Consider the following 26,107-nt stretch of genomic DNA (forward strand, 5'->3'; position numbering starts at 1 on the left):
GATTCGAACTGCGCGACAAATGAGCGGTCTCCCGGATATTGCACGTGCGTCCGATTCCACGTCTCCAGCAGAAGCCGACGCTCCTCGCCAGGCAGAACATCCAGTTGCCGGACCGGAGAGCGTGGCGCCTGCTCCAGCGTCTCAGCCAGTTGATCCAGCGCCTGCTGCATCAAGGCGCAGATGCGATCGGCCGAGAGCGGGTGGACGACCTGGGCGGTCAGGCCGAGCCCCTCACCATAATCCTCGACCGCCATCATCAGGGGATAGTTGGTACGCTCCTCGCCGCCGAGCCACTCGATGCCGTGCAGGCCCACGCCACCCTGGTCTGTGGACGACGGCTCCGGCCTTGCATTGTGCCGATAGTTCAGGATCGAGCTGAACAGGGGCGCCGGCACCGCGACGCCGCTGCATCGTTGCGCGAGCGCCAGCGAGGCGTGCTCATGCGCGATCAGTTCAGCCAGCCGGGCATGCGCCCCGCGAACGCTGTCTTCGACCGCCGTGCCGTCGAGATCGAGCCGCAGCGGCAATGTGTTGATGAACAGGCCCATGGTGCGATCGCCACCGGCGGCGGCGTGCATGCGGCCGAACAGGACGGTGCCGAACACGACGTGCTCGCGGCCGCTGCTTTGCGCGACCACCTGTCCCCAGGCAAGATGGCAGAGGCTGGCAAGGCTCACGCCCATGTGCCGCGCCAGGGCACGAAGCCGTGCGTTGAGCTGGTCCGGCAGCATTCGCCGCGCTTCCGTCACGCCGCCACCGTCACCGTGCACCCGGTCGAGGCCAAACGGCGTGGTCGGCTCATCGATATCGGCGAGCATGCTTCGGAAGAAACGCTCATGCTCCGCGGCAGCCGCCGATCCGCGCGACTGTGCCACCAGGTTTCGGAACGGATACGGGGTCGAAAGCTCGTAACCGCGTCCGGACAATATCTTCCGGACTTCGTGGTGCATCCCCTCCAGCGTCGAGTGATCGCCGATCAAATGATGCAGCAGCACTAAAAGCAGCCAGCGCTCCTTGCCGGGATCGCGCGCGATTATAAATCGCAGCAGCGGCGCCTGGCCAAGATCGATTCGATGGCGGCGCGGGTCGAAGCGCCGCGCAAGCTCTTCATGCGCGGGACCTTCCCCATCCAGCACGACCTCGCTGACATCAACGGAAGCCTTTCGCCAGACCACCTGCGCCGGCGCGGACAAGCCGTCCCACGCAATCGACGTGCGCAGAATGTCGTGGCGGTCGATGACGTGCTGAACAGCGGCGAGATAGCGATCGAGCAAGTCGCGGCCGGCAAACGCCATCTGGCCGACCAGCAAATAGGGATCGCCTTCCCTCGACAGCAGATGGTGAAACAGGATGCCATCCTGCAGTGGCGACAGGCCGTAGATATCCTGGATGTTGGCAACGCCGCCGGGCACTTTGGCCACAATGCCGTCGATATCGGACTGTGTCAGCGCGATCAGCGGCAACATCTCAGGCGTAATCGCCGTCGTCCGCGGCGTGATCAGGTTGGCCGGAATGTCGGCTTCTCCGCCGCCGTTGAGACCGGCGGCGAAATCGGCCAGCACCGGTTTTGCAAACAGCGTGCGCACATCGGCGCGGAGCGAATGACGCTGCAGCCGTTCCAGCATGCGGATCGCGAGCAGCGAATGGCCACCCAGTTCAAAGAAGTGATCGTTGCGCCCGATCCGCTCGACGCCCAACAGCTCGGCCCAGATCCCGGCAACGACCTCCTCGATCTCGCCTTGCGGTGGCTCGAAGCTGCGCCTTGCAAACGCATCATCCTCCGCGGCCGGCAGCGCCTTGCGATCGACCTTGCCGTTCGGCGTGAGTGGCAGCGCATCCAGCCGAACGAAGGCCGATGGCACCATGTATTCCGGCAGGCGCGCACGAAGATGGCTTCGCATCGCGGCCGCGAATTCACCGGCATCGATCGCTGCGTTATCGCCCCCACGCGCGGCTACATAGGCGACCAGCCGCGGGTCGCCGGTGAGATCGTGACGCACCAGCACCACCGAATCGGACACACCGGGGTGCTCGTTGAGACGAAACGCGATCTCGCCGAGCTCGATTCGGAAGCCGCGGATCTTGACCTGGTGATCATTGCGGCCAAGGAACTCGATATTGCCATCCGGCAGGTACCGGCCGAGATCGCCGGTGCGGTACATGCGCGCCGTCACATCCGCCGCGAAGGGATCACGCACGAAGCGCTCCGCTGTCAGGTCGGCGCGATCGAGATAGCCGCGGGCGAGCCCTGCCCCGCCGATATAGATCTCGCCGATCGCCCCGAGCGGAACTGGCGCGCCAAACCTGTCCAGCAGATAGATCCGCGTATTCGGTAGCGGGCGGCCGATCGGGACGACGTCGCTATCAAAGCCCGCCGGCCGCCGCCAGGTTGTGGCGCAGACCGTTGCTTCCGTCGGCCCGTAGCCGTTGAAGACGGCAACGCCTGAAGGCACCCCCTTGATGAGTTCGGCCTTGGGCCGCTCACCGGCGAGAACGAGTACCCGCAGCGACGCCAGCCTGTCGAGGTCGGTACGTCCCTGCAGCATCGCCGGCGGCAAGGTCGCATGCGTGATCGCGTTATCCGCGAGGTAGCCGAGCAGTTCCGAGGCGTTTTGATGCTCGCGCGGACTGAGAAGAAACAGCGCGGCTCCCGAGCACAGCGCCATGACGGTTTCCCATGTGCTGGCGTCGAAGCTGAAGGAGGCAAACTGCACGACGCGGCTGCGTGGGGAAACTTCGAACAGCGCGCGCTGCGTCAGCGCCAGATTCACCAGGCCGCGATGTTCGACCATCACCCCCTTTGGCCTTCCGGTCGAACCGGACGTGTAGATGATGTAGGCGAGATGCCGCGATGTAAGCCCTGTAACGGCCGGAGCGGATGGCGCCAGGCCGACAATGGCCGAAGTACTCGCTTCCGGATCGAGAATCTCGCACGTCGCATTCGCGAATATCGCGCGTCCGGCATGATCCGCGATCAAGAGTTTCGGCTTTGCATCCTCGACGATCTGCCGCAGCCGCTCCGCCGGATAGGTCGGATCGAGCGGCAGATAGGCGCCGCCCGCCTTGAGCACGGCCAGCAGGCTGATGACCATGGAGATGCCACGCTGCAGGCAGATCGCGACCGGCTGATCCGGGCCGACACCCAATACGATCAAGTGCCGTGCGAGCCGGTTGGCCCTTGCATCCAATTCGCCATAGCTCAGACGAACACCCTCGTGAACCAGCGCAACGGCTTCCGGCGCTCTCCGAACCTGCTCGGCAAACAGCTCGTGGATACAGCGCTCGGACGTGAACAGCGCAGCGGTCTCGTTCCACGTATCCACAACGAGCCTGCGCTCCTCGGCGCCGACAATATCGATGCGATCGACGATCTGATCCGCATCGGCAACCATCGCGCGCAGCACGGCCAGCAGATAATCCCGGTGACGCTTGATCGTCGCTTCGTCAAACAGCGCCGTTGCATAGTTCAGGGTGCCGGCAATGCCGCTATCCGCCTCGCCCAGATTGAGCTCGAGGTCGAACTTGACCTGCTGCAGCGGAATATCGGCGATCTCGGCCCTGAGCCCGGGCAGCTCCAGGACTGCCGCCTCGTTGTTCTGCCAGGCGAACACGACCTGGAACACCGGCGGATGCTCCAGCCGACGCGGCGGCTGGACGATCTCGACGAGCTGCTCGAACGGAAGATCCTGATGATCCTGGGCCGCAAGCGCCGCAGCGCGCACGCGGCTGAGCAGCTCCGCCACGCTTGGTTCCGCCGTCAGGTCCATGCGGAGCGCCAGCATGTTGACGAAGAAGCCGGCCAGGCCCTCGATCTCACGCCGGTTGCGGCCAGCCGTCGGCGTACCGATCACGAGATCGGTCTGCCCGGAAAGTTTTGACAGCACCGCCGCCCATGCCGTCAGCACCGTCATGAATGCCGTCGTGCGCTGCGACTGACTGAGCCGCCTGATGCCGAGCGCCAGATCGGCATCGATCTCGATCGGCAGCGAGGCGCCGGCGAGCGACCTCGCCGGCGATCGCGGCCGGTCGGTTGGCAGTTCGAGCACGGCGGGCGCATCCGCAAGCGCCTGACGCCAATAATCGACCTGCCGCTGCAACCGTTCGCCCGCCAGCCACTGCCGCTGCCAGGCGGCGTAGTCCGGATACTGAATCGCCAGCGGCGGCAGCGGGTCGTCCTGGCCGGCCGCGAATGCCCGGTAAAGCGTGCCGAGCTCGCGCACCAGCACGGCCATCGACCAGCCGTCGGATATGATGTGATGCTGCGTGAGCAGGAAGAGATAGTTGCGCTCCGCGGTCCGGATCAGGCGGCCGCGGATCAATGGTCCGGTGGCGAGATCGAACGGCGCACCGGCCTCCTCGCGACACAGGCGCGCAAGTTCCTGTTCGACATCGCCGCGACCGCGCAAATCATGCTCGAGCACCGGCAGATGTTCGTGAGCCGGCAACAGTTCCACCCGCGGCTGTCCGTCAATCACGCGAAAGATGCTGCGGAGCGCCTCGTGACGCGCAAACAAGCGGTCGAGGCTCCGGCGCCATGCTCTGGCGTCGAGATCTCCCGAAAGGCGCAATGCGCCCCGGATATGATAGTTGGAATTGGCGCCATCGAGCTGCGCCAGCAGCCACAGCCGCTGCTGCGCAAAGGACAGTTCCAGCGGCGCATCGCGCGGCACCACCGGAATCGAACTGGCACCACTCCTGCTGGCATTTTTGCCGCGATCTCTCGCCAGCGACAGGAGCTTCCTCACCTGCGCGGCATCCAGATCGCGCAAACTCGGCTTTGCTGCATCAGCCATATTCACTGCCCCGCCGCGATCAATTCCTGGAGCTCTTCGGCATCGAACTCCTGCTCGATCAGCCTGATCGACACGACACGTGCGAATGACGCCAGATCAGGGTGAGCGAACAGATCCGAGACCGCGATCGATACGCCGATCTCCTGCGACACCCGGCTGAGCACCCGCACGGCAAGCAGGGAATGCCCGCCGAGCTCGAAGAAGTGGTCGTGGCGTCCGACCCTGTCGACACCGAGCAGCTCGGCCCAGATCTTCGCCAGCGCAATCTCGATTTCATCCTCGGGCGCCTCATGGAAGCGGCGTGCCAGCGCATCCTCATCCGGTGCCGGCAACGCGCGCCGGTCGATCTTGCCATTGGGGGTCAACGGCAATTGCTCCAGCGCGACGATCGTCGCCGGCACCATGTAATCGGGCAGAATGACCGATAGAGCGTCGCGCAAGGCGCTGCCGTCGAGCACGGGCTCGCCGCTCACATAGGCGACCAACTGGCGGCCGGTCCTGCTCTCGTGCGCCACCACGGCCGCTGCGCGCACGCCGCGCTGTTCGAGCAGGCGCGCCTCGATCTCCCCGAGTTCGATCCGGAAGCCGCGTATCTTCACCTGCTGGTCGGCGCGGCCGATATACTCGATCACCCCGTCCGCTCGCCAGCGCGCGAGATCGCCGGTGCGATAGAGACGCGCACCGTTATCGCCGAACGGATCCGGAATAAACCGTTCCGCCGTCAGTGCGCCCCGGTTCAGGTAGCCGCGCGCCAATCCGGTACCGCCGATGAACAGCTCGCCGGTGACACCGACGGGAACGATGTTGAGGTCGGCATCGAGGATGTAAGCGGACCTGTTACCAACGGGACGTCCGATCGGCGCGGCCTGACCCGACGTCAGTGCGGCGTCGTCGACTGGCCACGCCGTCGGCGCGATCACGGTCTCGGTCGGGCCATAGGCGTTGACGAGAAGATCGACATCGGCGGCCTGGCGGAGCGCCTTGATGCCAGTATCCGACCAGGCTTCGCCGCCCACGATGCAGGCCCTGATCGCGAGCCTGCGCCCGGTCTGCCACAATGCCGCGCTCAACTGATCCACATAGGCCGGCGGCAGAAAGATCGTCGAGACCGAATGTCTTTCGATCTCGCTGACGAGGTCGTCGATCAGCAAGCCTGGCCTGGACGGCAGAACCAGCGACCCGCCCGTCATCAGCGGCACCAGCCATCGCTCGTGGGCGATGTCGAAATTGATCGACGCCGTCTGAAATTCCCGGTCCTTCGACGTCATGCGGTAGAGCCGGCCGATCGCTTCGCAATGCATGGCGAGCGGTCCGTGCGCGACAGCTACGCCCTTCGGCTTGCCCGTCGATCCCGACGTGTAGATCACATAGGCAAGGCTGTCCGGATGGATTTCAATGTTGGGGTTGCCGGTGTCGTCCCCGGCAAGCGGCGACGGCTCATCGGTACAGCAGACCTCAACGCCGGTCTCGTGCAGCACCGGCGCGAGCGGTTCGAGCAGCGCGCTTTGCGTCAATACCAGCCTCGCTCCGCTGTCGCGCAGCATGTGAGCGAGCCGCTCGGCCGGATAGTCCGGATCGAGCGGCAGATAGCCGCCGCCTGCCTTCAGGACCGCGAGCAGCGCGATCGTCATTACCGGGCTACGCGGCAAGGCGATGCCGACCAGGCGATCCGGGCCGACGTTCCAGCGACGAAGCCGCCGCGCAAGCTGGTTTGCGCGGGCGTTCAACTCGCCATAACTGACGCGCTGGTCGCCCCACACCATCGCGACAGCGGAAGGAGCCTGCGCAGCTTGCGCCTCGATATGGGCGACGATGCCGATATGGGAAGCAGGCGATGCCAAATGTTCCGCACGGCTCCAGTTCAAAACCCTTCGGGCCTCGTCACCGGCTGCCGATCCGAGTTGGCCGAGCGGACGGTCCGCATCGGCCGCGATCCGCTCCAGCAACCCCTGCAGCATGTCGCGAAGACGCCGGATGGCCGCCTCGTCGAACCTGATACGGTCGTAGTTGAACTCGAGATTGAGCCTGTCGCTGCCGGCGAACACGGCAACCGCCAGCGCATAGTTGGTGGGCGTCACATGGTCCACGCGCCCCAGGCGCGGGCCGCTCTCCCCGGTCCGCCGCAGGCTCTCATCGATCGGATAGTTTTCGAACACCAGGAGGCTGTCGAACAGCGTCTGCCCGGCATGGCCGGCAAGGCGCTGGATCTCGTAGAGCGGCGTCCAGCCATGCTCGCGCAACGCAAGATTCTGTTCCTGCAACTGACGCAGCCAGTCGCCGACGCCGGCTTGCGGGCTTGGCGCATCGACGATCGGCAGTGTGTTGATGAAGAGACCCACCATCTCCTCGGAGCCCGGCAGTTCCGCCGGACGGCCCGACACGGTTACGCCGAAACTGACGGCCGCCTGTCCCGAATGCCGCCGCAGCAACTGCGCCCACGCGCCCTGAATGAGCGTATTGAGCGTCACGCGCTCGTGCTTCGCAAATGCCTTCAGCCGCTCGGTCAACTCCGCATTCACCGCAAGCGCAATGCTGCCATGTCCTTCGGCTTCCGATGTCCTGCTCGTGGCCAGCGTATTCGCCAGCAGGGTCGGCGTTTCGAGCCCGGCCAACGCATCGCGCCAGAACTTTTCGGCGCCTGCGTGATCGCGGCCCTGCAGCCACGCGATGTAGTCGCGATAGCTTCCCTGCACGGCCGGCAGCGAACTACCGTTCACATGCTGCAGCACCTCCGCAACCAGACGGGCCGAACTCCAGCCGTCGACGAAGATGTGGTGATGGGTCCAGATCAGCCAGTGGCGCTCGTCGTCGAGCCGGATCAGGCGCACCCGCTGCAGCGGCGGCTGCGCGACGTCGAAGCCTTGCGCGCGTTCCCGCCGGGAGACTTCGGCCAGCGCGGCATCCAGCCCTGCACGTTCGCCGCTGCGTTCAAGCGCCGCCGCTCGCTGGCGCCAATCCTCTTCGACGAACGGCACCGCCACATGGCGGTAGACCACCTGTTGCGCGGCGCCCGAAAGATTCTGCCACACAAAGCCGGTCCGCAGCGCGGCGTGCCGGTCGCTCATCGCCTGCCACGCCGCTCGAAGCTTATCGGCATCGAACCCGAACAGTTCGAGCCCGACCTGGTTCACATAGGCATCATTGTCGCCATCCCGGAGGGCATGGAACAACATGCCCTGCTGCATCGGGGAGAGCGGATAGATGTCCTCGATGCCGCGAAGATCCAGCGCCGCGCCCAGCCGATCGAGATCGGCCTGACCGAGCCCGGACAACGCAACATCCGACGGCGTGAGACCAGACGTGCCGCTGCAGCAATGCGCCACCAGTTCGCGCAAGGCCGTCTCGTAAAGCCCTGCCAGCCGCTCGACCGTCTCGCGCCGGTAGCGCTTGCGTCCATAGCCGAAGGACAAGTGCAGCCGGCCGTCACGCACCAGCCCTGTGATGTTCAGCCAGCCGCGCATGGGAGCTGAAGGGCTGCGAGACGGACCTGCGCTCTCGGACGCAAACGCGAAGCGCGAGGATGCGCCGATGCTGCCATCGAACCGGCCGAGATAGTTGAAGACGACCTGCGGCTCCGCCAACTGCGCCAGGGCATGGCGCTGGGCTTCGGAGCCGAGATGGCGCAACACGCCGTAACCAAACCCGCGGTTTGGTATAGCGCGAAGCCTTTCCTTGACCGCCTTGATCAGCGGGGCGTCGTCGCCAGATGCGCCTTGCAGCCGCACCGGAAACGCCGTCGTGAACCACCCGACCGTGCGGGAAACATCCGCGCCGGCGAACATGTCCTCGCGGCCGTGCCCTTCAAGCTCGACCGTGACATCTTCACGCCTGCTCCAGCGCGCGACGGCGCGCGCCATGCTCGCCAGCAAGAGATCGTTGACCTGCGTCCGATAGGCGGAGGGGGCCTCCTCAAGCAGCCTCGATGTCATCTCGGCATCGAAGACCAGCGACACTTCCTCGCCGTCGCCGACGAGGTCGATGCCGCCATGGTCGTCGTCGCATGGCAGGCTCGCCCCCGCCCCGCAATTGAGCCAGAACGGCAGTTCATCGGCCAGTTCCGCGGTTGTCGCGTAGGCGTGCAGCCGTTCGCCCCAGGATGCATAGGAGTCGCTCTTCGACGTCAGCGTGACGGCGCCGCCTTGCTTCAACTGATCATAGACCGAAGCCAGGTCTTCCAGCAGGATGCGCCAGGATACGCCATCGATAACCAGATGATGGATCGCGAGCAGCAACCGCTGACTGCCATCAGCAAGATCCATCCCGACCGCACGCAGCAGAGGACCCGACGATAGCGACAGGCTCTCCTGCGCGGCTGAAGCAAGCGCGGTGACCTGTGCCACATCACCGACGTCAGCATGAAGCCATAACAACTCCGACAGCGCCGGCGGAGCGCCCTGCTCCGCCTGCCACGCGCCATTCGCCTGCTTGAAGCGCAAGCGTAACGCATCGTGCTGGTCCACGATTGCCGCGAGCGCACGCCGCAGCGTTTCCCAGTCGATCCGCGGCTGCGAGATCAGCAGCACCGCCTGGTTCCAGTGATTCCGGTTGCTGATGTCCTCAGCAAAGAAACGCGTCTGGATCGGCAGCAGATGACGCATACCGGGTGCCGGATCGCCGCCGGCCGCTGCCTGTGTGTCCGGCTTCTCCTTTTTGGCGGCAGGCGCTGCCGCAACGACCGCGACGGTTGCCAGGGCAGCAATCGTTTGCTGACCAAAAATCTGCTTCGGCGTCAGGCGGATGCCGCGCTTGCGCAAGCGGGCGATGATCTGCAGGCTGAGGATGGAATCGCCGCCAAGCTCGAAGAAATTGTCGTTGCGGCCGATGCGATCGCGACCGAGCACCTCACACCAGACGACCGCGATCGCCTCCTCGGTGTCACCCACGGGCGCGGCATAGCTTGGCGCGGCCGTCGCTTCGGTCGGTTCCGGCAGACCTTTGCGGTCGACCTTGCCATTGGGCGTGAGAGGCAGCCGCTGCATTATAATAATGTGTGACGGCACCATATACTCTGGTACCACCGCAGCGAGCTGCTGCTTGATCGCCTCCGGCCGCAGGGTCCCGCCGCTGGCAGGCACACAGTAAGCCACGAGTTCCTGCCGCTCGGCGTTCGCGCCGATCGCGCGGGCGATCGCCACGGCGTCATCGATCCCCTGTAGCGCCTTGATGGCGCGGCTGACTTCGCCAAGCTCAATGCGATAGCCGCGCAGCTTGATCTGATCGTCGGTGCGGCCGAGGAAAATCAGCCGGCCCGCCTGGTCACAGCGAACGCGATCACCGGTTCGATAGAGCCGCTCTCCGGCCGGTCCAAATGGATCCGGCACGAATCGCTCGGCGGTCAGGCCCGCCGCGCCACGATAGCCCCGCGCGACGCCGGCGCCGCCGATATAGAGTTCGCCTGTGACGCCGATCGGGACTTCATTGAATGCATCGTCCAACACATGGGCGCGCAGGTTGGCGAGCGGCAAGCCGATCGGTATCGGCCCGTTCTCGTCCACGGTCTCGCATTCATGCGTCACCGCGCCGACCGTCGTTTCCGTCGGCCCGTAGTGATTGAGAATTCGGCATTGCGGCCGCAACTGCCTGATGTCGTCAAGCAGCGCTGCGTCGCAGGCCTCTCCACCCAGGATGAGCGCATCGCGTGGCAGCAGATCGGCCGAGCGCTGCGCCTGCAGCAGGCCGCGAAGATGGCTGGGCACAATCTTGAGGATGCCGACGTCGCCGTCGCGCATGGTTTGCGCGAACGCATCCGCATCGAACACCGCTTCGGGAGACAGCAGATGCAGCGTCACGCCGGACGCAAGCGCGCCGAACAGGACGGTGTGGCCGAGATCGGCCGCCACGGTCGAGACCATCGCCATGGTTGCCGATGGCTGCGGCTGCAGGCTTTGCAAGAAGGCCTGCACATAATTGACCAAAGCACCATGCGAGACGGCAACGCCCTTGGGCGTTCCCGTCGATCCCGACGTATAGATGACGTATGCCGTCTGCGCGGGGTGGATCACCGTATCAGGCGGTTCACCTGGTGTTTCTTCGCGTGTCGCCTCAGCGTCCGCGTCGAGCACAAGGCAATCGAGAGCACGCGTTTCGGCCAACTTCTCGCCGGCCGCCAGCACGATTTCGATGCCGCCATCCTTCAGGATGCGCCTGACGCGCTCCCGCGGCCATTTCGGATCGAGCGGCACATAGGCGCCACCCGCCTTCAGCACGCCCAGCAGCGCAATGACGAAGGCCGGCGAGCGCTCGGTCCACAACGCAACCGGCACCTCACGCGTCACGCCCTTCCCGGCAAGCATATGCGCGATGCGATTCGATCTTTGCTCGAGATCTGCAAAGGTCCAGGTCTCACTGCCGCATCGGACGGCAACCACGGCCTGCCTGTCGGCCGTCGCCACGCGGTGAAGACTGATCACATCGGAGAATCCAAACGCGACGGTTTGGCTCTTCACGATCTGTCGGTTCGTATCCTCAATCACGAACTCCGATATTCGTCGCTCTACATTGTCAGCGATCTCACGCAGCATCGAACCGAACTGCGTCGCCAGCCGCGCGATCGTCGGGGAATCGAAAAGATCGGTCGCGTAGTTGAAGGTCGCCTTCATGCCACCGGCGCCGTCGACGACATCAAGCGCGAGATCGAAATGCGAGCCCGCGAGATCCATGATGTCGATCTCGGCGGTGAGCCCTTCGACACCGTCGAAGCCGCGCGGCGCCGTCATGTAATTGAACTTGGCCTGGAACAGCGGGTTGTGGCCGCCGCTGCGTTCGGGACGAAGGCCGTCGACCAGCATTTCAAAGGGCAGATCCTGATGCGACAGCGCTTCGATCACCGATTCCTTGACCTGCTGCAGCAGGCTCGGAAACGTCGCGTCATCGGCAATCTCGGCGCGCAGCACCAGCGTGTTGACGAAACATCCGATCAGACGTTCGAGCTGCGCATGCCGGCGTCCCGCGACCGGCACGCCGACGCGCAGATCGTTCTGCCCGGTATAGCGATAGAGCAGCGCCTGATACGCCCCGAGCAGCAGCATGAAGACGCTGACGCGATGTTTTGTAGCAATCTCCCGAAGCCGCGCAGCCAGCGCGCCGTCGATTGCAAGGCCAATCGTATCCCCGGCATGGCTTTGCGTCGCCGTTCGCGGCCTGTCGTGAGGCAAAGCCAGAACCGGGTGCACATCGCCGAGCTTCGCGCGCCAATAGGCGAATTGCCGGTCGCCCTCGCCGCCCGCGAGCCAATTTCGTTGCCAGGCCGCGAAATCGGCATATTGAACCATCTGCAGCGGCGGTGCGCCCGTGTCCTGCCCGATGGCGCCACGGTAGAGCCCGGCCAGCTCTTCGAGCATGACGTCCAGCGACCAGCCGTCGACGACGATGTGATGCGACAGCAGCAGCAGCTCATGCGCGTCATCGGCGAGCTGAAGCAACGCCGCCCGCAACAGCGGCCCGTTCACGAGGTCGAACGGTTTTCCGAGTTCGGACCGCCTGAGCTCCGCAGCATGTTCGTTGCGGTCGCGCGCGGGATACGCGCGGAGATCCTCATGCCTGATACCAACGTTCATGGTGTCGTGGATGACCTGCGTTGCGCGGCCATCTCTGGCGACAAACGTCGTGCGCAGCACCTCGTGGCGCCGGACGATCTCGCCGATCGCGTGCGACAAGGCGGCATGATCGAGCCGTCCCTTCAGGCGGATCGTGCTGGCAACGGTATAGGCCGTCCCGGTGGAATCCATATTCCAGAGGAACCACAGCCGCTCCTGCGCGTGCGACAGTGCCGCGCGATCGGCGGCCGTTGTCCGCGGGATCGGCGGCAGCGCCCGCCCTGCGCCGGTCCGTGCCAGGCCATCGATATGGCCGGCGAAGGCTGCGAGCGTCGGCGTGTCGAAGAAACTGCGCAGCTCCAATTCCACGCTGAAGCGTTCGCGAATCGCGGCGGCGACCTGGCCGGCCGTGATCGAGTTTCCGCCCAGCACGAAGAAATCATCCTCGCGGTGCACGGCCCTGACGCCGAGCGCATCGCACCAGATCGAGGCCACGGCACGCTCGGTATCGGTCGCCGGCGCCGTCAACGGAACGCCGTCGCGGCGGCGCCCCCTCTCGAACACCATGAAGCTGTCGAGCGTATTGTCGGCCAGGCGCGACGCGCAGGCCGAACGCTGCAGCTTGCCACTGGTCGTCAGCGGCATCGCTTGCGGATTCAACAGGACGATCACGGCCGGATATTCCTGCGCCTGCCGCAGCACCGCCTCGCCGACCGCATGCGCAAGCACCTCGGGATCGCTGCGCTTGAGCACGGTACGGCTGAACTCCGCCGCGACACCGATGCCTTCCCGTCCGTCGATCTCGACCGCAAAGGCAGCAACCCGCCCCTTGCGGACAGACTCCACACCGGCTTCGACCGCCTGTTCGACATCCGTCGGATAGGCGTTCTGCCCTCGAACGATCAGGAGATCCTTGAGCCGGCCGGTGACGACCAGCGCGCCTTCCCTGATGAAGCCGATATCACCGGTGCGCAGCCAGCGCATGCCGTCTCGCTCGACGAAGGCTTTCTGCGTCGCTTCCGGATTGTTCCAGTATCCAGCCGCGACACTCGGACCGGCAACCCAGATCTCGCCCACTTCGTCCGCGTCGGCTGCGGCCGACCCATCGACGCGCATGATGCGCGTGGCATGATCGGCAACCGTTTGGCCGCATTCCACGAGGTCAGTGCCCGCATCGGCGTTCGCGACACGGCCTGCGGCAAGCGCCGCCGTATCGAGCGTATGGCTGACGGTCTCGGTAATAAGTTCACCGGCGCTCACCAGCAGCGTCGCCTCGGCCAGGCCGTAGCAGGCGGTCAGCGCACGCCGATCGAACCCGGTCCGCTCGAACCGGTCTCCGAACCGCCTGAGCGTGGTCTTGCGGACGAATTCCGAGCCGGAGAATGCGAACCGCCAACGGCTGAGGTCGAGCCGACGAAGCGTTTCATCGGAAATGCGATCGGCGCACAACGCGTAGGCAAAGTCGGGCCCGCCGCTGAGCGTGCCGCCGTGACGGCCGATCGCCTCCAGCCAGCGCCGCGGCCGCTCGAGAAAATTGCGCGGCGACATCAGGACGGCGGTAAAGCCCGTGAACAGCGGATTGAGCAGCCCGCCGATCAATCCCATGTCGTGATAGAGCGGCAGCCAGCTTACGAAGACATCATCTGATGTTCCGCCCGCCACGGCCTGGATCGCCTTCTCATTGGCCGTCAGATTTTCATGCGAGACGCACACGCCCTTCGGCTGCGATGTCGAGCCTGAGGTGTATTGCAGGAAGGCGATGGTGTCGGCCGCAGGTCGCGTCTCGCGCCATTCCGGCGCCGTTTCAAGCGGGATCGTTTCCACCGCAATGATCTGGACGTTGGCCAGTTCGGGCAACGCTGCTTCCACGGCCGAACGCAGTGCCGTCTCCACCAGGATGAAGCGCGGCGCCGCATCGCGCAGAATGCCGTTGAGCCGTCCCGCATAACGTTCGGGCCCGCCCTCCGGCGGATACGCCGGGACCGCGATCACGCCCGCATACAGACAGGCGTAGAAGGCCACGGCATAGTTGATCCCGCTCGGCAGCAGGATCACCGCCCGCTCGCCCGAGCCGTTCAACGCCTGCAACCGGGCCGCGACCGATCTGATCCGCGAATCGAGCGCGGCAAAGCTCAGCTCGTCGGCGACATCGTCGCCTTCCAGGAAACGCAACGCCACCTTATTCGGGCGCACCGCGGCGTGTTCGCGCAATCGTTCGACAAGGTTGTCGTTGTGCATCTTCCCAAAATCCTGTCCGAACGCGAACCGAGACTCCCTGACCATCGGGCTGATGAATGCCTTCAGATCAGCTCCGCCGATGGGCTTCCGCCATCGCGACGATCACCTTGCGCGGCCCCTTGAACGGTGCCCGGGCATGCGCGGTCAGCATGTTGTCGAGCATCACCACGTCGCCGGCGTGCCAGGGAAAACTGAGCTTGTGTTTCTCGAGCACGCCGCGGACGGTGGACAGCGTTTCATCGTCGATCGGAGATCCGTCGCCGTAGAAGACATTGCGCGGCAGGTCGACCTCGTCACCGACCACGTCGAGCAGGCTCTCGCGCACCTCCGGCTCGAGGTTCGAGACGTGGAACAGATGCGCCTGATTGAACCAGACCCACTCTCCCGTCACCGGATGGCGCGCCGTGCCCTGGCAGACCTGGCGCGTGCGAAGCTCGCCATCTTCCTTCCACTCGCATTCGATGTCATGGCCGGCGCAGTAAGCCTCGACGTCCGATTTGGAGTCGGTGCCGAATACCTGCTGCCAATCGACATCGAGGCTGTTGCCGTAGTTGCGCACATACATCACGCCCTGCTCAGTGAAGCGCTCCCGAATCGCCGGCGGCATGTCGCGATAGATGGCGCGGCTGTCGGCGATCGGCGTCTCGCCGCCCTCCAGCGCCGGCTGCATGCAGTAGAACCAGATCTTCATCGGCCAATCGCGCGTATAGGCCTGCTCGTTATGCAGCGGGATATGCTGGTGCGGCGGATATTCCGTGGACGTGTAGACCCCCGAGGTGACCTGCGAACGCGGCGTCGATCCAAACTCATAGGTCAGTAGCGGATGACCGAAACCAGCCGCGAAGGCCCGAAACGCATCGGGACCGTCGAGCGAGAAGTCGCGAAACACGAGGCCGCCGCAATCGGTCAGATGCCGGTCGATGGTCTCGCGCAGCATGGGCAGCGCTTCGCCGAGCGGCTGCCCGGCCGTGTCGGCCCTGAGCAGCAACGGAAGACTTCTGCCCTCAAGGAGTGGCTGGACGGAGAACGCGCTCATGATCCTCGCTCCGATGCAAGCCAATCGATCGCCCCGATTGCCGGGCCAGCGCCGTGCCGATCAGGTCGATCAGTTCAGCCTGCTGCGTGTGAATGAAGAAGTGATGCCCCGGCAGCATATGAAGCGTGAATGACGCCGAGGTCTCGCGGCCCCAGGCCTGCAGCGCTTCGCGGCTGGTCTCGTCGTCAACGCCGCCAAAGACGTGCACAGGGCACGGCAACGGTGGCCGCGGCCGGTAGAGATAGGCGCCGCACATCAGGAAGTCGGCGCGAAGCACCGGCAGGGCCGATCGCATCAGCTCCGGGTTCGACAGCACCTCCTCCGGCGTGCCCCGCAGGTTGCGCAATTCCCGCAGCAACGCCTCGTCGCTCAGGGGCTCGCGCCATTTGCTGCCGTCTCGAACGGCCGGCGCCTCCGCGCCCGAGGCAAAGAGCATGGCTGGTGCCGGCGCGCCGCGATCGATCAGGCTGTGCGCGAGTTCGAAGGCAATCACGGCACCAAGGCTGTGCCCGAACAGCGCGTAAGGCGCGTCAAGCTGTGCGCCAAGTTCGCGGGCGAGCTGCGAGGCAAGCACGCGCGGATCGGTCACCGGCGGCTCGTCCATGCGCGCGCCGCGCCCGGGCCACTCCACCGGTTGGACATCGATCCACGACGGCAGAAGCCTGCGCCACCGCGCATAGATCATGGCGCTGCCGCCGGAGTAAGGCAGACAAAGAAGCCGCATCGAAAGATCAAGGCTCCGTTGGCTCAAGCCGACTGCTGTGGCGCCGTCTCATCCATGAATTTTCGCAAGGTCAACGGGCGCATGTCGGTCCACACCTGCTCGATGTGATCGAGACATTCCTTCTTGCTGCCCGTCTTGCCCGCCGCTTTCCAACCGTTCGGAATTTCCTTGAACGTCGGCCAGATCGAGTATTGCTCTTCGTGATTGATAACGACGGTGAAGGTGACGTCGTCTCTGTCGAACACCATCATTGGTTCGGCCCCTCTTCAGAAAAACGAAAGCAATGACGTTTGACTAAGTCAGAAGCAAATGATGGTCAAAGCAATATCGGCGCCGAAGTTTTTAATAGCTCCAAGTTGGCGATTGCGCGACACGATACAACCTCCGCGCTTGCGCACCGTTGCGCACCGACAAGTCACTGATTTGCAAAACGATCCGCAGTTTCTTGCAATTCTAGTGCGGGACTTCGGAACAATTTTCGAGATTCGAAAATCGCACATCGGGTGCTCGGAGAATCTTTCATCACATTGTCATCAATTTCGATAAGTGAACTTTTGTGACAAAGCAGATCAAAGAAAAACCGCCGCGGACGAAATCCGCGGCAGCTTGCATAGCAAGCGATGAGAACGGTGGGCGTTCAGAAGTTGAACGTCGTCGACACAAGATAGGTGCGCGGGGCGCCAATCGAAACGGCACTGCTGACCGTCCGGTAGGAATTATAGTACGCCTCGTTGAAAACATTCTCGACAGCAGCACGAATGACAATCGGCTTACCGTTCCAGGGAGACAGGAAGGTATAGCGCGCGCCGAGATCGACCCGCGTCCACGCCGGAAGCACCAGCAAGTTCGCATCGTCGGCGTAACTGTCGCCGGTGTAGATGACCCTGCCCGTCAGGGTGAGACCGTTCACAAATGGGGTATCCCATTCAACGCCGAAATTGGCATTGATCGTCGACACGCCTACCGGCGTTTTTCCATTGTAGTTGATCACTCCAAACCCTGGATACGTATACGATTGCGAGACCACTTCGCCGTTAATGAACGTCACGCCGCCGAGAACCCGGAACCAAGGCGCCAGCTCGCCGAAGGTATACAGTTCGATGCCGCGATTGCGCTGCTCGCCGACAAGTCTCCTCGCAGGCAGAGCCTGTCCCAGCACGGGAACTGCGGTTGCGTTCGGAGCAGTAATATCGAAATAGCTGCCCGTGAAGGTGATGCGGCCCATATCGATCTTGGCGCCGACTTCCATTTGCTTGGTCTGGGCAGGAGGAAGAATCTCTCCGACGTTCGAATACGTCGTACTTCCGGAGACGACTTCCGGTATTTTGAGCCCCTCGATGTAGTTCGCATAAAGCGAAACGTTCTCGACGGGCTTCACAATGACCGCGTAGCCCGGGCTCCAGACTGGAATGTTGATGTGTGAAGTGCCGGCCGTCAATAAGTTCTGGCTATCGACACCCACCGCCTGCCGCCTGGCTCCGACGACGAGCTGCAGCCTGTCGCCGAACATCGACATCGTATCGGCGATGCCAACGCTGTTCATGTTGGTCTGGGTTCGCAGATTCTGGACGATGGTAGTGAAGTTCGGCAAAGGAATCGGAACCGGATTGTACAGGTTCGAACTGACTGTCCCGCCTGACCTGCCGAACGAAGAGTAGTCGCGATCGAAGGTCGAGTAGTTGACGGTAAAGAGATGGTGGACGGGTCCGGTGTGACCAGATGCGCGAAAGCCGATCTCGCTCGCATAATTGTCAAGGATGTCGACCCCCTTTAGAGCAGGATTCGACCAATTTCCCACCACCCCGCCGGCGTTGGTGATGCGCGGCGAAACGTATTGGTAGTTGTTCTCGCTTCTGTGATAGCCGCCCGCGGCATACATCGTGAGCCAGTCGGTCATATCGACTTCGGCGCGCGCCATCGCGAACGAATCTCTCGGCTTCCAGCTAGCCCAGTCCGGCATGTAATTGGTGCCGGGCCTCGGGACGGGCGGTACCTGAATGGCCTGTGCGGGTGGAAAGGGCGGGCTGGTCGTGAACGTCAAGAACCGCTGCGGCGGACTGAGATTCTCGGCCTGATAACCGAGGTCCACGGAAACACGTGCACGCTCGCCGCGATAGTCCATGTTCAGCACCGCGTTACCGAGTTCGTCGGTCTGACGGTCAATCGGGGTCTGTCCGCCTCGTCCACCACCGTTGAAACGGATTCCGAATTCCTTGTGCTCGCCGTAGCGGCGCGCCACATCGATAAACGAGCCAAACTGGGATTTGGAAATATACACACCGGTGAGCTGCGTGATGTCGAAGTCGGGAGCCATCTTCGTCACCAGGTTCAGGCTGCCTCCGATGGCGCCGGCAGGCGGCATACCACCGAGCATGACACCCGGCCCCTTCAGAACCTCGACCCGTTCCAGATAGTTGGCCGAAGTCGAATAGGCCGGCGCCATGCCGTAGAGGCCGTTCATGGCGTAGTCACCGCTGTCATAGTAGAAACCTCTGATATAGAGGCCGTCGATGCCGTTGCCGGCGGGTGTCTTCATCCGGACCGAAGGATCGTTGAACAGGACGTCGGCGACGGTGCGCGCCTGCTGGTTCTGCATGAGTTGCGCAGTGTAGCTCACTTGGTTGAACGGCGTGTTCATGACGCCGCGGTTGCCGAGGAATCCGAGCTGCGATCCGGTGGCAACCTGCCCTCCCGCATAGGGCGCGGGCGGAGCACCAAGCGCGCCGGTCGAAGGCACTACATAGGGCACCGGCTCCACGCGGCGAGGTGCGGGCGCGGCGACACGGCGTTGCGCGCGTGATGTTGACGTTTGCGATCTCTGGGTCGCCTGCCGTGCTCTGGGCTTCTCGGGAGCATCCACCGTAACCGGTGGCAAAGTCTGTGCGAACGCTTGCTGGCCGATCGAAACATTCAACGAAAGCGCGAGATAACTTACCGCTCCCAGCGAAACAGCGCGCATAACATTTCTGGCAGCGACTTCATACGTCATACTTCCACCCCAAAAGCCCTCAAGCAGGTCCCTGCTCGTTCTAGCTACCGAAGTGGAAACAGCGAGTAGAAGCTATCTAAGGTGATGCTGCGCACGCACAGCGGATTGCATCAGTGGCGATAGAGCAACACCGCACTTTCTAATTGTTCTAAATTCCCGCGCGAATATTTTTCGAACACACGCTTCAACGGATGAATTTTCGTTCGCACGATTCGACGCGCGATCATGTTTTGAATCTTTCTAGTTTTTATCCGTTCTAATTTTCTGCGTGACCATCAAACACGGCACCGGACGGCATCATCAGTGCAGCCTTGCATGCGTTCAAACCTTTTCAATCCAACAGGTTACGTAGAGCGCGCATGAAGACTCTCGCACCGATTTCAATGAGCTCATCGGGGAAATCATAGTCCGGCTCGTGCAGGCTGGGATGCTGTTCTCCGGCGCCGAGGAAGAACATCGCGGCCCTCGATCGCGAGTTGAATCGTCCGAAATCCTCGGACCCCCGCATCGGAAGGCCCTGCGCGGAATGTCGCACGTCTTCTGCGTCGAGCGCGCCTCTCAGATGCGCGACGGCCTCCGCATTGTTCAGGCAGTGACTGAAAACGTCGCGATAGGTGATTCTGACTTGCAGCCCCTGGCTCGCCGCCACGCGTTGCACCAGATCTTCCGCCTGCTGACGGATCAGCTCCATCGTCGAATCGGTCAGCGTCCTCAGCGTCACCCAGAGCTCGGCCTGACCGGGCGAGATGCCGAATGCCGGCTCACCCAGCCTCGCATGGGTGACCGTCACCATCGAGAACGCTTCATCCAGCGCGCCGCCCCGTCCGAGCGCGGTGATTTCGTTCAATAGCGTTGCGATGGCCCGTTGCGGCGAAACGCCGAACTCGGGGCTGGAGGCATGCGCGGTTCGGCCCGTCAGAACGATCTGCATTCCGCGCGACGCACAATTGACCAGACCGTCGGCAATTGAAACCTGCCCAAGCGGCAGGCCCGGCAGATTATGCAGCGAGAAAACAAAATCGGGCCGCACCTCATCGAACTTCGCATCGGCAAGGACCGCTGCGGCACCAGAGCCGTCCTCTTCGGCCGGCTGGAACAGAAGCATGGCCCGTCCCCGCTTCGGCCGTTGCCGGCCCAGGCCCCGCGCGACTGCCGCCAGAATGGTCATGTGACCGTCATGGCCGCAGAGATGCGCACTTCCCGGCACCAATGACCGGTACGCCAGCTCCGAAGTCTCCTGAATCGGCAATCCATCGAGCTCGGCTCGAAGCATGATGGTCGGGCCGGGCGTGTCCCCATCGTAGATTCCGAGCACGCCATGGCCGCCAAGCCCTGTAACGACCTTGTCGGCGCCGGCTGCATGGAGCACCGCCTGCACGGTCGCCGCGGTCTTTTCTTCCTGTCCCGATAGTTCGGGCTTACGGTGAAGTTCCCGGCGCCATGCCATCAGTTCGGTCAGATCGTGTTCAGTCAGGAACATGGGCAGCTCTTGATATTGTGTTTGGCGAAACAGGCCAGACTTGAGCATCGATGATTACATGATCGGCGAGGCAACATACATTCAGATGTTTCCTCGAGCTGGCGCAGCCTCGGGATCAGGGATCGCCTCCTGCAAGGCGGTTGAAGCCATTCGTGACGACGGACCGCTTGTATGAAAAAGATCGGATTTCTCTCCTTTGGTCACTGGACCGCGTCTCCACAATCGCAGACGCGCTCAGCCGCGGACACGCTCCTGCAGTCGATCGACCTGGCCGTTGCGGCCGAGCAGCTCGGCGCGGACGGCGCCTATTTTCGCGTCCATCACTTCGCCCGCCAGCTCGCCTCCCCCTTCCCCCTGTTGGCTGCCGTCGGCGCGAAGACCAGCCGAATCGAGATCGGCACCGCGGTGATCGACATGCGTTATGAGAACCCGCTCTACATGGCGGAAGATGCCGGTGCGGCCGATCTCATCTCGGGCCAACGCCTGCAGCTCGGCATCAGCAGGGGATCGCCCGAACAGGTAATCGATGGGTGGCGGTATTTCGGCTTTCAGCCGGCCGATGGCGAAAGCGATGCCGACATGGGGCGGCGCCACGCAGAAGTCTTCCTGGACCTCTTGCGCGGCCGCGGTTTCGCGCAGCCCAATCCCCGGCCCATGTTTCCCAACCCGGCCGGGCTGCTGCGTCTGGAGCCACATTCCGAAAGCCTTCGCGAGCGGATCTGGTGGGGCGCCGGTTCGAATGCCACGGCCATTTGGGCGGCAAAGCTCGGCATGAATTTGCAGAGCTCGACACTCAAGAGCGACGAGACCGGAGAAGCCTTCCACATCCAGCAGGCCGCTCAGATCCGGGCCTACCGTGCGGCCTGGAAAGAGGCCGGCCATGCACGAGAGCCGCGGATCTCGGTCAGCCGCAGCATCATCGCGCTCATGAACGACTATGATCGCGCGTATTTCGGACGCGGTGGCGAAGGTGAAGACCAGGTCGGCTTCATCGATGAAAGGACGCGGGCCATTTTCGGCCGCAGCTACGCTGCCGAGCCGGATGCGCTGATCGAGCAACTAAGAGCGGACGAGGCGATTGCCGAGGCCGATACCCTCCTCCTGACCGTCCCCAATCAACTCGGGGTCGAGTACAACGCCCATGTCATCGAAGCAATTCTCACTCACGTCGCACCCGCTTTGGGATGGCGTTGAGCCGCTCTCTTATGGAGTAAGTCCCGCGCTGATTTTGCAGTCGTGGGGAGGCGCGCGATTGACAGCCCTTTCCAGATGAAATTATGGTGATTGCGACGGTTCTCCTTCGGGAGATCAAAAGGGAATACGGTGCGGGGTCTCCCCAATGCCGTGGCTGCCCCCGCAACTGTAAGCGGCGAGCCTTCGCCAAATGCCACTGGGCCTGCAGGCCTGGGAAGGCGGCGATGGGCAACGACCCGCAAGCCAGGAGACCTGCCGTCAGTCGTGGTCACACGCGAGCACATTGGGCGGGGTGTCCTGGTGGGTGTTGAGCCGTTCTCTCCTCGAGGCAGCGGTCAAACTACGTTCGCGGTGACGTGCCACGTTATCGCGAGCTTCATTGATGAATTCCCCTGCCATCTTCGCGCCGCGGCACCGCCGCGCGTTTCTCGGTTCGATTACATTATCCTGCCTGCTTTTTCCCGCCGATGGCTGGACACAATCCACAAGGCCGAGCCAGACGCTCGACCCCGTGGTGGTGCATCCGTCGGCAGCGCCGCCGAATGCCCGCAGCCTCCGACGCCGCACGGCTACCCGCGCCGCGCATCTCCGCCAGCAAGGCAACGTGGCAGCCAACACCGGTGCACCGGTCGCCGCGACGGGTCCGGCCTTCGCCGCAGCGACGCTCAACCTCACCGGGACGAGCACGGCCGGCAGCCGGCTCGGCCTGACGCGGCTGCAGACGCCGGCCAGCGTGGAGGTGATCTCGTCTGAAACCATCGCCGAACGCGGCCAGCAGAATATCCTCGACGCGGTGACGCAAAACGCCACCGGCTTCACGGCGAGCCCGGCACCCGGCAATGGCGGCGTCTCGTTCAATACCCGGGGCTTCACCGGCCTTGGCTCCGTGATGACGTTGTATGACGGTACCCAGCTTTATATCGGCGCCGGGACAGTGACGTTTCCGTTCGACACCTGGTCGACCGAGCGCATCGAGGTGCTGCGCGGCCCTGCGTCGGTGATGTATGGCGCGGGCGCGGTCGGCGGCGCCATCAATGTGGTTTCGAAACTACCCTTGTGGGTCCCTCGCAACCAGGCCGAGGTCTCGCTGGACAGCAACATGACACGGCGAATTGCCGTGGATAGCGGCGGTCCGGTCAGCAAGGACGTCGCCTATCGGATCACCGCAACAGGCAATATGTCGGACGGCTGGGTCGATCGCGACAACACCTCGAATGTCGCACTTCACGCCGTGGTCCAGATCAGGCAGAACGAAGACGTCACCTGGACGCTGTCTACCGACTATGGTGACCGCAATCCGTCGCGTTACTTCGGCACGCCGTTGATCAACGGCAAGCTCGATGAGCAGCTACGTTTCAAGAATTACAACGTCAGCGACAGCCACATCCGCTACCAGGATAGCTGGAACCAGGTGAAGACCGAATGGCAGGTCGCTGATGGCATCTCGATCCAGAACACGCTCTACTATCTGAACTCCAGGCGACACTGGAAGGACGTCGAAAGCTACGCCTACAATCCCGCCACCGGCCTGATCAATCGAAGCAGTTACATCGAGATTTTTCACGATCAGCAGCAGGTCGGCAATCGCATGGATGCGAAATTCCGCGGACACATCCTTGGCATGGTCAATGAGTTCGTCGCAGGCTTTGACGTCAACAGCATCAATTTCACCCATACCAACAATTCGCCCTATGGCGGTGCGTCATCCGTCAACCCGTACAACTTCGTTCCAGGCATATTCAACAGCCCGAACCCTACGGGTCCCGGCTTTGGCAGCGTGACCAACCAATACGCGCTGTTTGCCGAGAACAGGCTGTCGGTCACCGAGCAACTATCCCTGATTGCCGGCATCCGTCAGGATGAGCCGACCGTCACGCGCACCGACTATCGCTCGGCCGCCGACAGCTTCGAAAAGTCGTTCTCCTCGACGACCTGGCGCGCGGGTGCGGTCTATACGCCCGTCAAGGATCTCGCTTTCTATGGCCAGTATTCCACTGCGGTCGATCCGGTCGGAGGGATCATCTCGCTGTCCGCCGCAAACAGGAATTTCGAACTGGCCACCGGCAAGCAGGTCGAGATCGGCGTCAAGCAATCGTTCTGGGGCGGCCGCGGCGAATGGACTCTGGCCGGCTATGAGATCGTGAAGAACAATCTGCTCGCACGCGATCCCAACATTCCGTCGCTGATCGTCCAGGTCGGCCAGCAATCGTCGCGCGGCGTCGAAGCATCGGTCGGCTTCCTGCTCGACTACGGCTGGCGAATAGATGCCAACACGGCCTTCCTGCGCGCGAGGTATGACGACTTCGTGCAGTCAGTCGGCGGCGCAGCCGTAAACTATGCCGGCAACGTGCCGGTCAATGTACCGCAGAACGTCTCCAATATCTGGGCGACCTGGGCCTTTGCACCGAACTGGTCGGCCTATGCGGGTGTGCAGATCGTCGGCAAGACCTATGCGGACAATGCCAACACGATGACGCGCCCGGCCTACAACATCGTCAATGCTGGCGTGCAGTGGAAGCCGGATCTCAACACCACCGTGTCGTTCCGCGTCTACAATCTTTTCGATGAGGTCTACACGACGTCCGGCGGCACCACTCAATGGCTGCTCGGAATGCCCCGCACGGCCCAGCTCGCCGTCAACGTGAAGTTCTGAGCGTGTCACGCACCCTGAAACGCAGACTCCGGCGGTGGCTGTATATCGGCCACCGCTGGGTCGGCATCATCACCTGCCTGTTCTTTGCCATGTGGTTCATCTCAGGCGTCGTGATGATGTATGTCGCGTTTCCCGGCCTCTCCAACAAGGAAAGGCTGGCTGCGCTTCCTGATATCCGATGGGAGAAGGTGGCGTTGTCGCCGGACGACGCCATGAAGAAGGCTGGCGCCACCCGCTATCCGCGCGACCTCCGGCTTTCGATGCTGGCCGACGAGCCGGTATATCGCATGACGGCATGGGACGGCACACGGCAGGTGATCTCTGCCGCCGATGGCCGCGCCATCACCAGCGTCTCCGAGGGACAGGCGCTGGCGGTCGCGCAATATCACCCCGCGAGCAGAACGCCGCAGCTCGAAGAAATCGTCGATCGCGATCAATGGAGCGTGACGGCCCGTTACGATCCGCTGCGACCGCTTTATCTGATTGCGCTCGGCGACGATGCCGGCACCAAGCTCTATGTCTCCTCGCGCTCCGGCGAGATCGCGCTCGACACCGACCGCACCGAACGCGTCTGGAACTGGCTCGGCTCTATCCCGCACTGGATCTATCCGACCGTGCTGCGCAAGGACGGGCCGCTGTGGCGGCTGGTGGTGCTGTGGATCTCCGGCATCTGCCTGATCGTCGGCGTCACCGGCATCTGGATCGGTATCCTGCGCGTGCGGCTGAAGCAGCGCTATGCGAGCGACAGGATCACGCCGTATCGCGGCTGGATGGCATGGCACCACGTCACCGGCCTGATTGCCGGCATCTTCGTGCTGACCTGGATATTCTCCGGCTGGCTTTCGCTCAATCCCGGCGAATACTTCGCGAGCCGCAACACGACGCGCGAGGTGCTGCAACGCTATGCCGGCCATGATGCGCCGACCATTGCGGCGAAGCTGCCAACGCCGCAATTCGGTGCGGTTGAAGCGCGGTTCGTCTGGCTCGATCGCAGCCCGATGATGACAGTCGCATCGCGGGATGGCACGCAGACGCCACTGGATGTGGCATCGGGCGCATCTGCGAGACTTCCGCAGGATCGCCTCTGGACTGCCGCGGAAAAACTGCTGCCGCACGCCCACATCACGGAACGATTGACCCTCAAGGAGTACGACGCTCATTGGTATGCACATCATCACGACCGCGAATTGCCGGTGTTGCGCGCGGTATTCGATGATGACGCAAGGACGTGGTTTCACATCAGCCCGGTCACCGGCGATATCATCGGCCGTGTGGACGGCAGCCGGCGCACATATCGCTGGCTGTTCAACGCACTGCACAGTTTCGATTTTCAACTGTTGCTGATGTACCGCCCGGCCTGGGACATTGTAGTGTGGCTGCTGTCGATCCTCGGCACGATCGTCTCGGTGAGCGGCGTCGTTATCGGTTGGCGCTATCTGCGTGGTTAAAGCTACCCCGCCCCGCT

General features: G+C 63.3%; 10 protein-coding genes and 1 riboswitch. Of the genes, 3 read left to right on the forward strand and 7 right to left on the reverse strand.

Annotated features, from left to right (window positions below):
- The 7 genes from CQ14_RS09005 to CQ14_RS09035 form a co-directional block, all read right to left on the reverse strand.
- The coding region (locus CQ14_RS09005) for a non-ribosomal peptide synthetase (RefSeq protein ID WP_245320268.1) at window positions 1–4,793 on the reverse strand (4,793 nt) is incomplete at its 3' end.
- A 2-nt stretch (window positions 4,794–4,795) separates the two neighbouring features.
- The gene (locus tag CQ14_RS09010; RefSeq protein ID WP_057857554.1) at window positions 4,796–14,566 is read right to left on the reverse strand and encodes a non-ribosomal peptide synthetase; all 9,771 of its coding nucleotides are present in this window, start codon (window positions 14,564–14,566) and stop codon (window positions 4,796–4,798) included.
- 67 nt (window positions 14,567–14,633) lie between these two features.
- Entirely contained in the window at window positions 14,634–15,602 is a 969-nt protein-coding gene (locus CQ14_RS09015; RefSeq protein ID WP_057857555.1) for a TauD/TfdA family dioxygenase, read from the reverse strand.
- Window positions 15,571–16,326: a thioesterase II family protein gene (locus CQ14_RS09020; RefSeq protein ID WP_082649785.1), complete on the reverse strand. Its 756-nt coding sequence runs from the start codon at window positions 16,324–16,326 to the stop codon at window positions 15,571–15,573. Before CQ14_RS09020 ends, CQ14_RS09015 begins: the two co-directional genes overlap by 32 nt.
- Before the next feature lie 23 nt (window positions 16,327–16,349).
- Entirely contained in the window at window positions 16,350–16,577 is a 228-nt protein-coding gene (locus CQ14_RS09025) for an MbtH family protein (protein ID WP_057857556.1), read from the reverse strand.
- Window positions 16,578–16,963: 386 nt separating this feature from the next.
- Window positions 16,964–19,315, reverse strand: a complete 2,352-nt coding sequence (locus CQ14_RS09030) for a TonB-dependent receptor (RefSeq protein WP_057857557.1) — start codon at window positions 19,313–19,315, stop codon at window positions 16,964–16,966.
- Window positions 19,316–19,646: 331 nt separating this feature from the next.
- On the reverse strand, window positions 19,647–20,795 hold the full coding sequence (locus CQ14_RS09035) for an amidohydrolase (RefSeq protein WP_057857669.1): 1,149 nt from the start codon (window positions 20,793–20,795) through the stop codon (window positions 19,647–19,649).
- Between the two features lie 171 nt (window positions 20,796–20,966).
- Between CQ14_RS09035 and CQ14_RS09040 the strand changes: the two genes are divergently transcribed.
- The 3 genes from CQ14_RS09040 to CQ14_RS09050 all read left to right on the forward strand — a co-directional run bounded on the left by CQ14_RS09040 (window position 20,967) and on the right by CQ14_RS09050 (window position 26,090).
- Window positions 20,967–21,989, forward strand: a complete 1,023-nt coding sequence (locus tag CQ14_RS09040; protein ID WP_057857558.1) for an LLM class flavin-dependent oxidoreductase — start codon at window positions 20,967–20,969, stop codon at window positions 21,987–21,989.
- A 79-nt stretch (window positions 21,990–22,068) separates the two neighbouring features.
- Window positions 22,069–22,263, forward strand: a riboswitch (cobalamin riboswitch).
- A gap of 108 nt (window positions 22,264–22,371) precedes the next feature.
- Entirely contained in the window at window positions 22,372–24,642 is a 2,271-nt protein-coding gene (locus CQ14_RS09045) for a TonB-dependent receptor (protein WP_057857559.1), read from the forward strand.
- A gap of 2 nt (window positions 24,643–24,644) precedes the next feature.
- Complete coding sequence (locus tag CQ14_RS09050; RefSeq protein WP_057857560.1) at window positions 24,645–26,090, forward strand: PepSY domain-containing protein; 1,446 nt, start codon at window positions 24,645–24,647, stop codon at window positions 26,088–26,090.
- Window positions 26,091–26,107 lie beyond the last annotated feature (17 nt).

The sequence above is a fragment of the Bradyrhizobium lablabi genome (assembly GCF_001440475.1).
Lineage (GTDB): Bacteria > Pseudomonadota > Alphaproteobacteria > Rhizobiales > Xanthobacteraceae > Bradyrhizobium > Bradyrhizobium lablabi.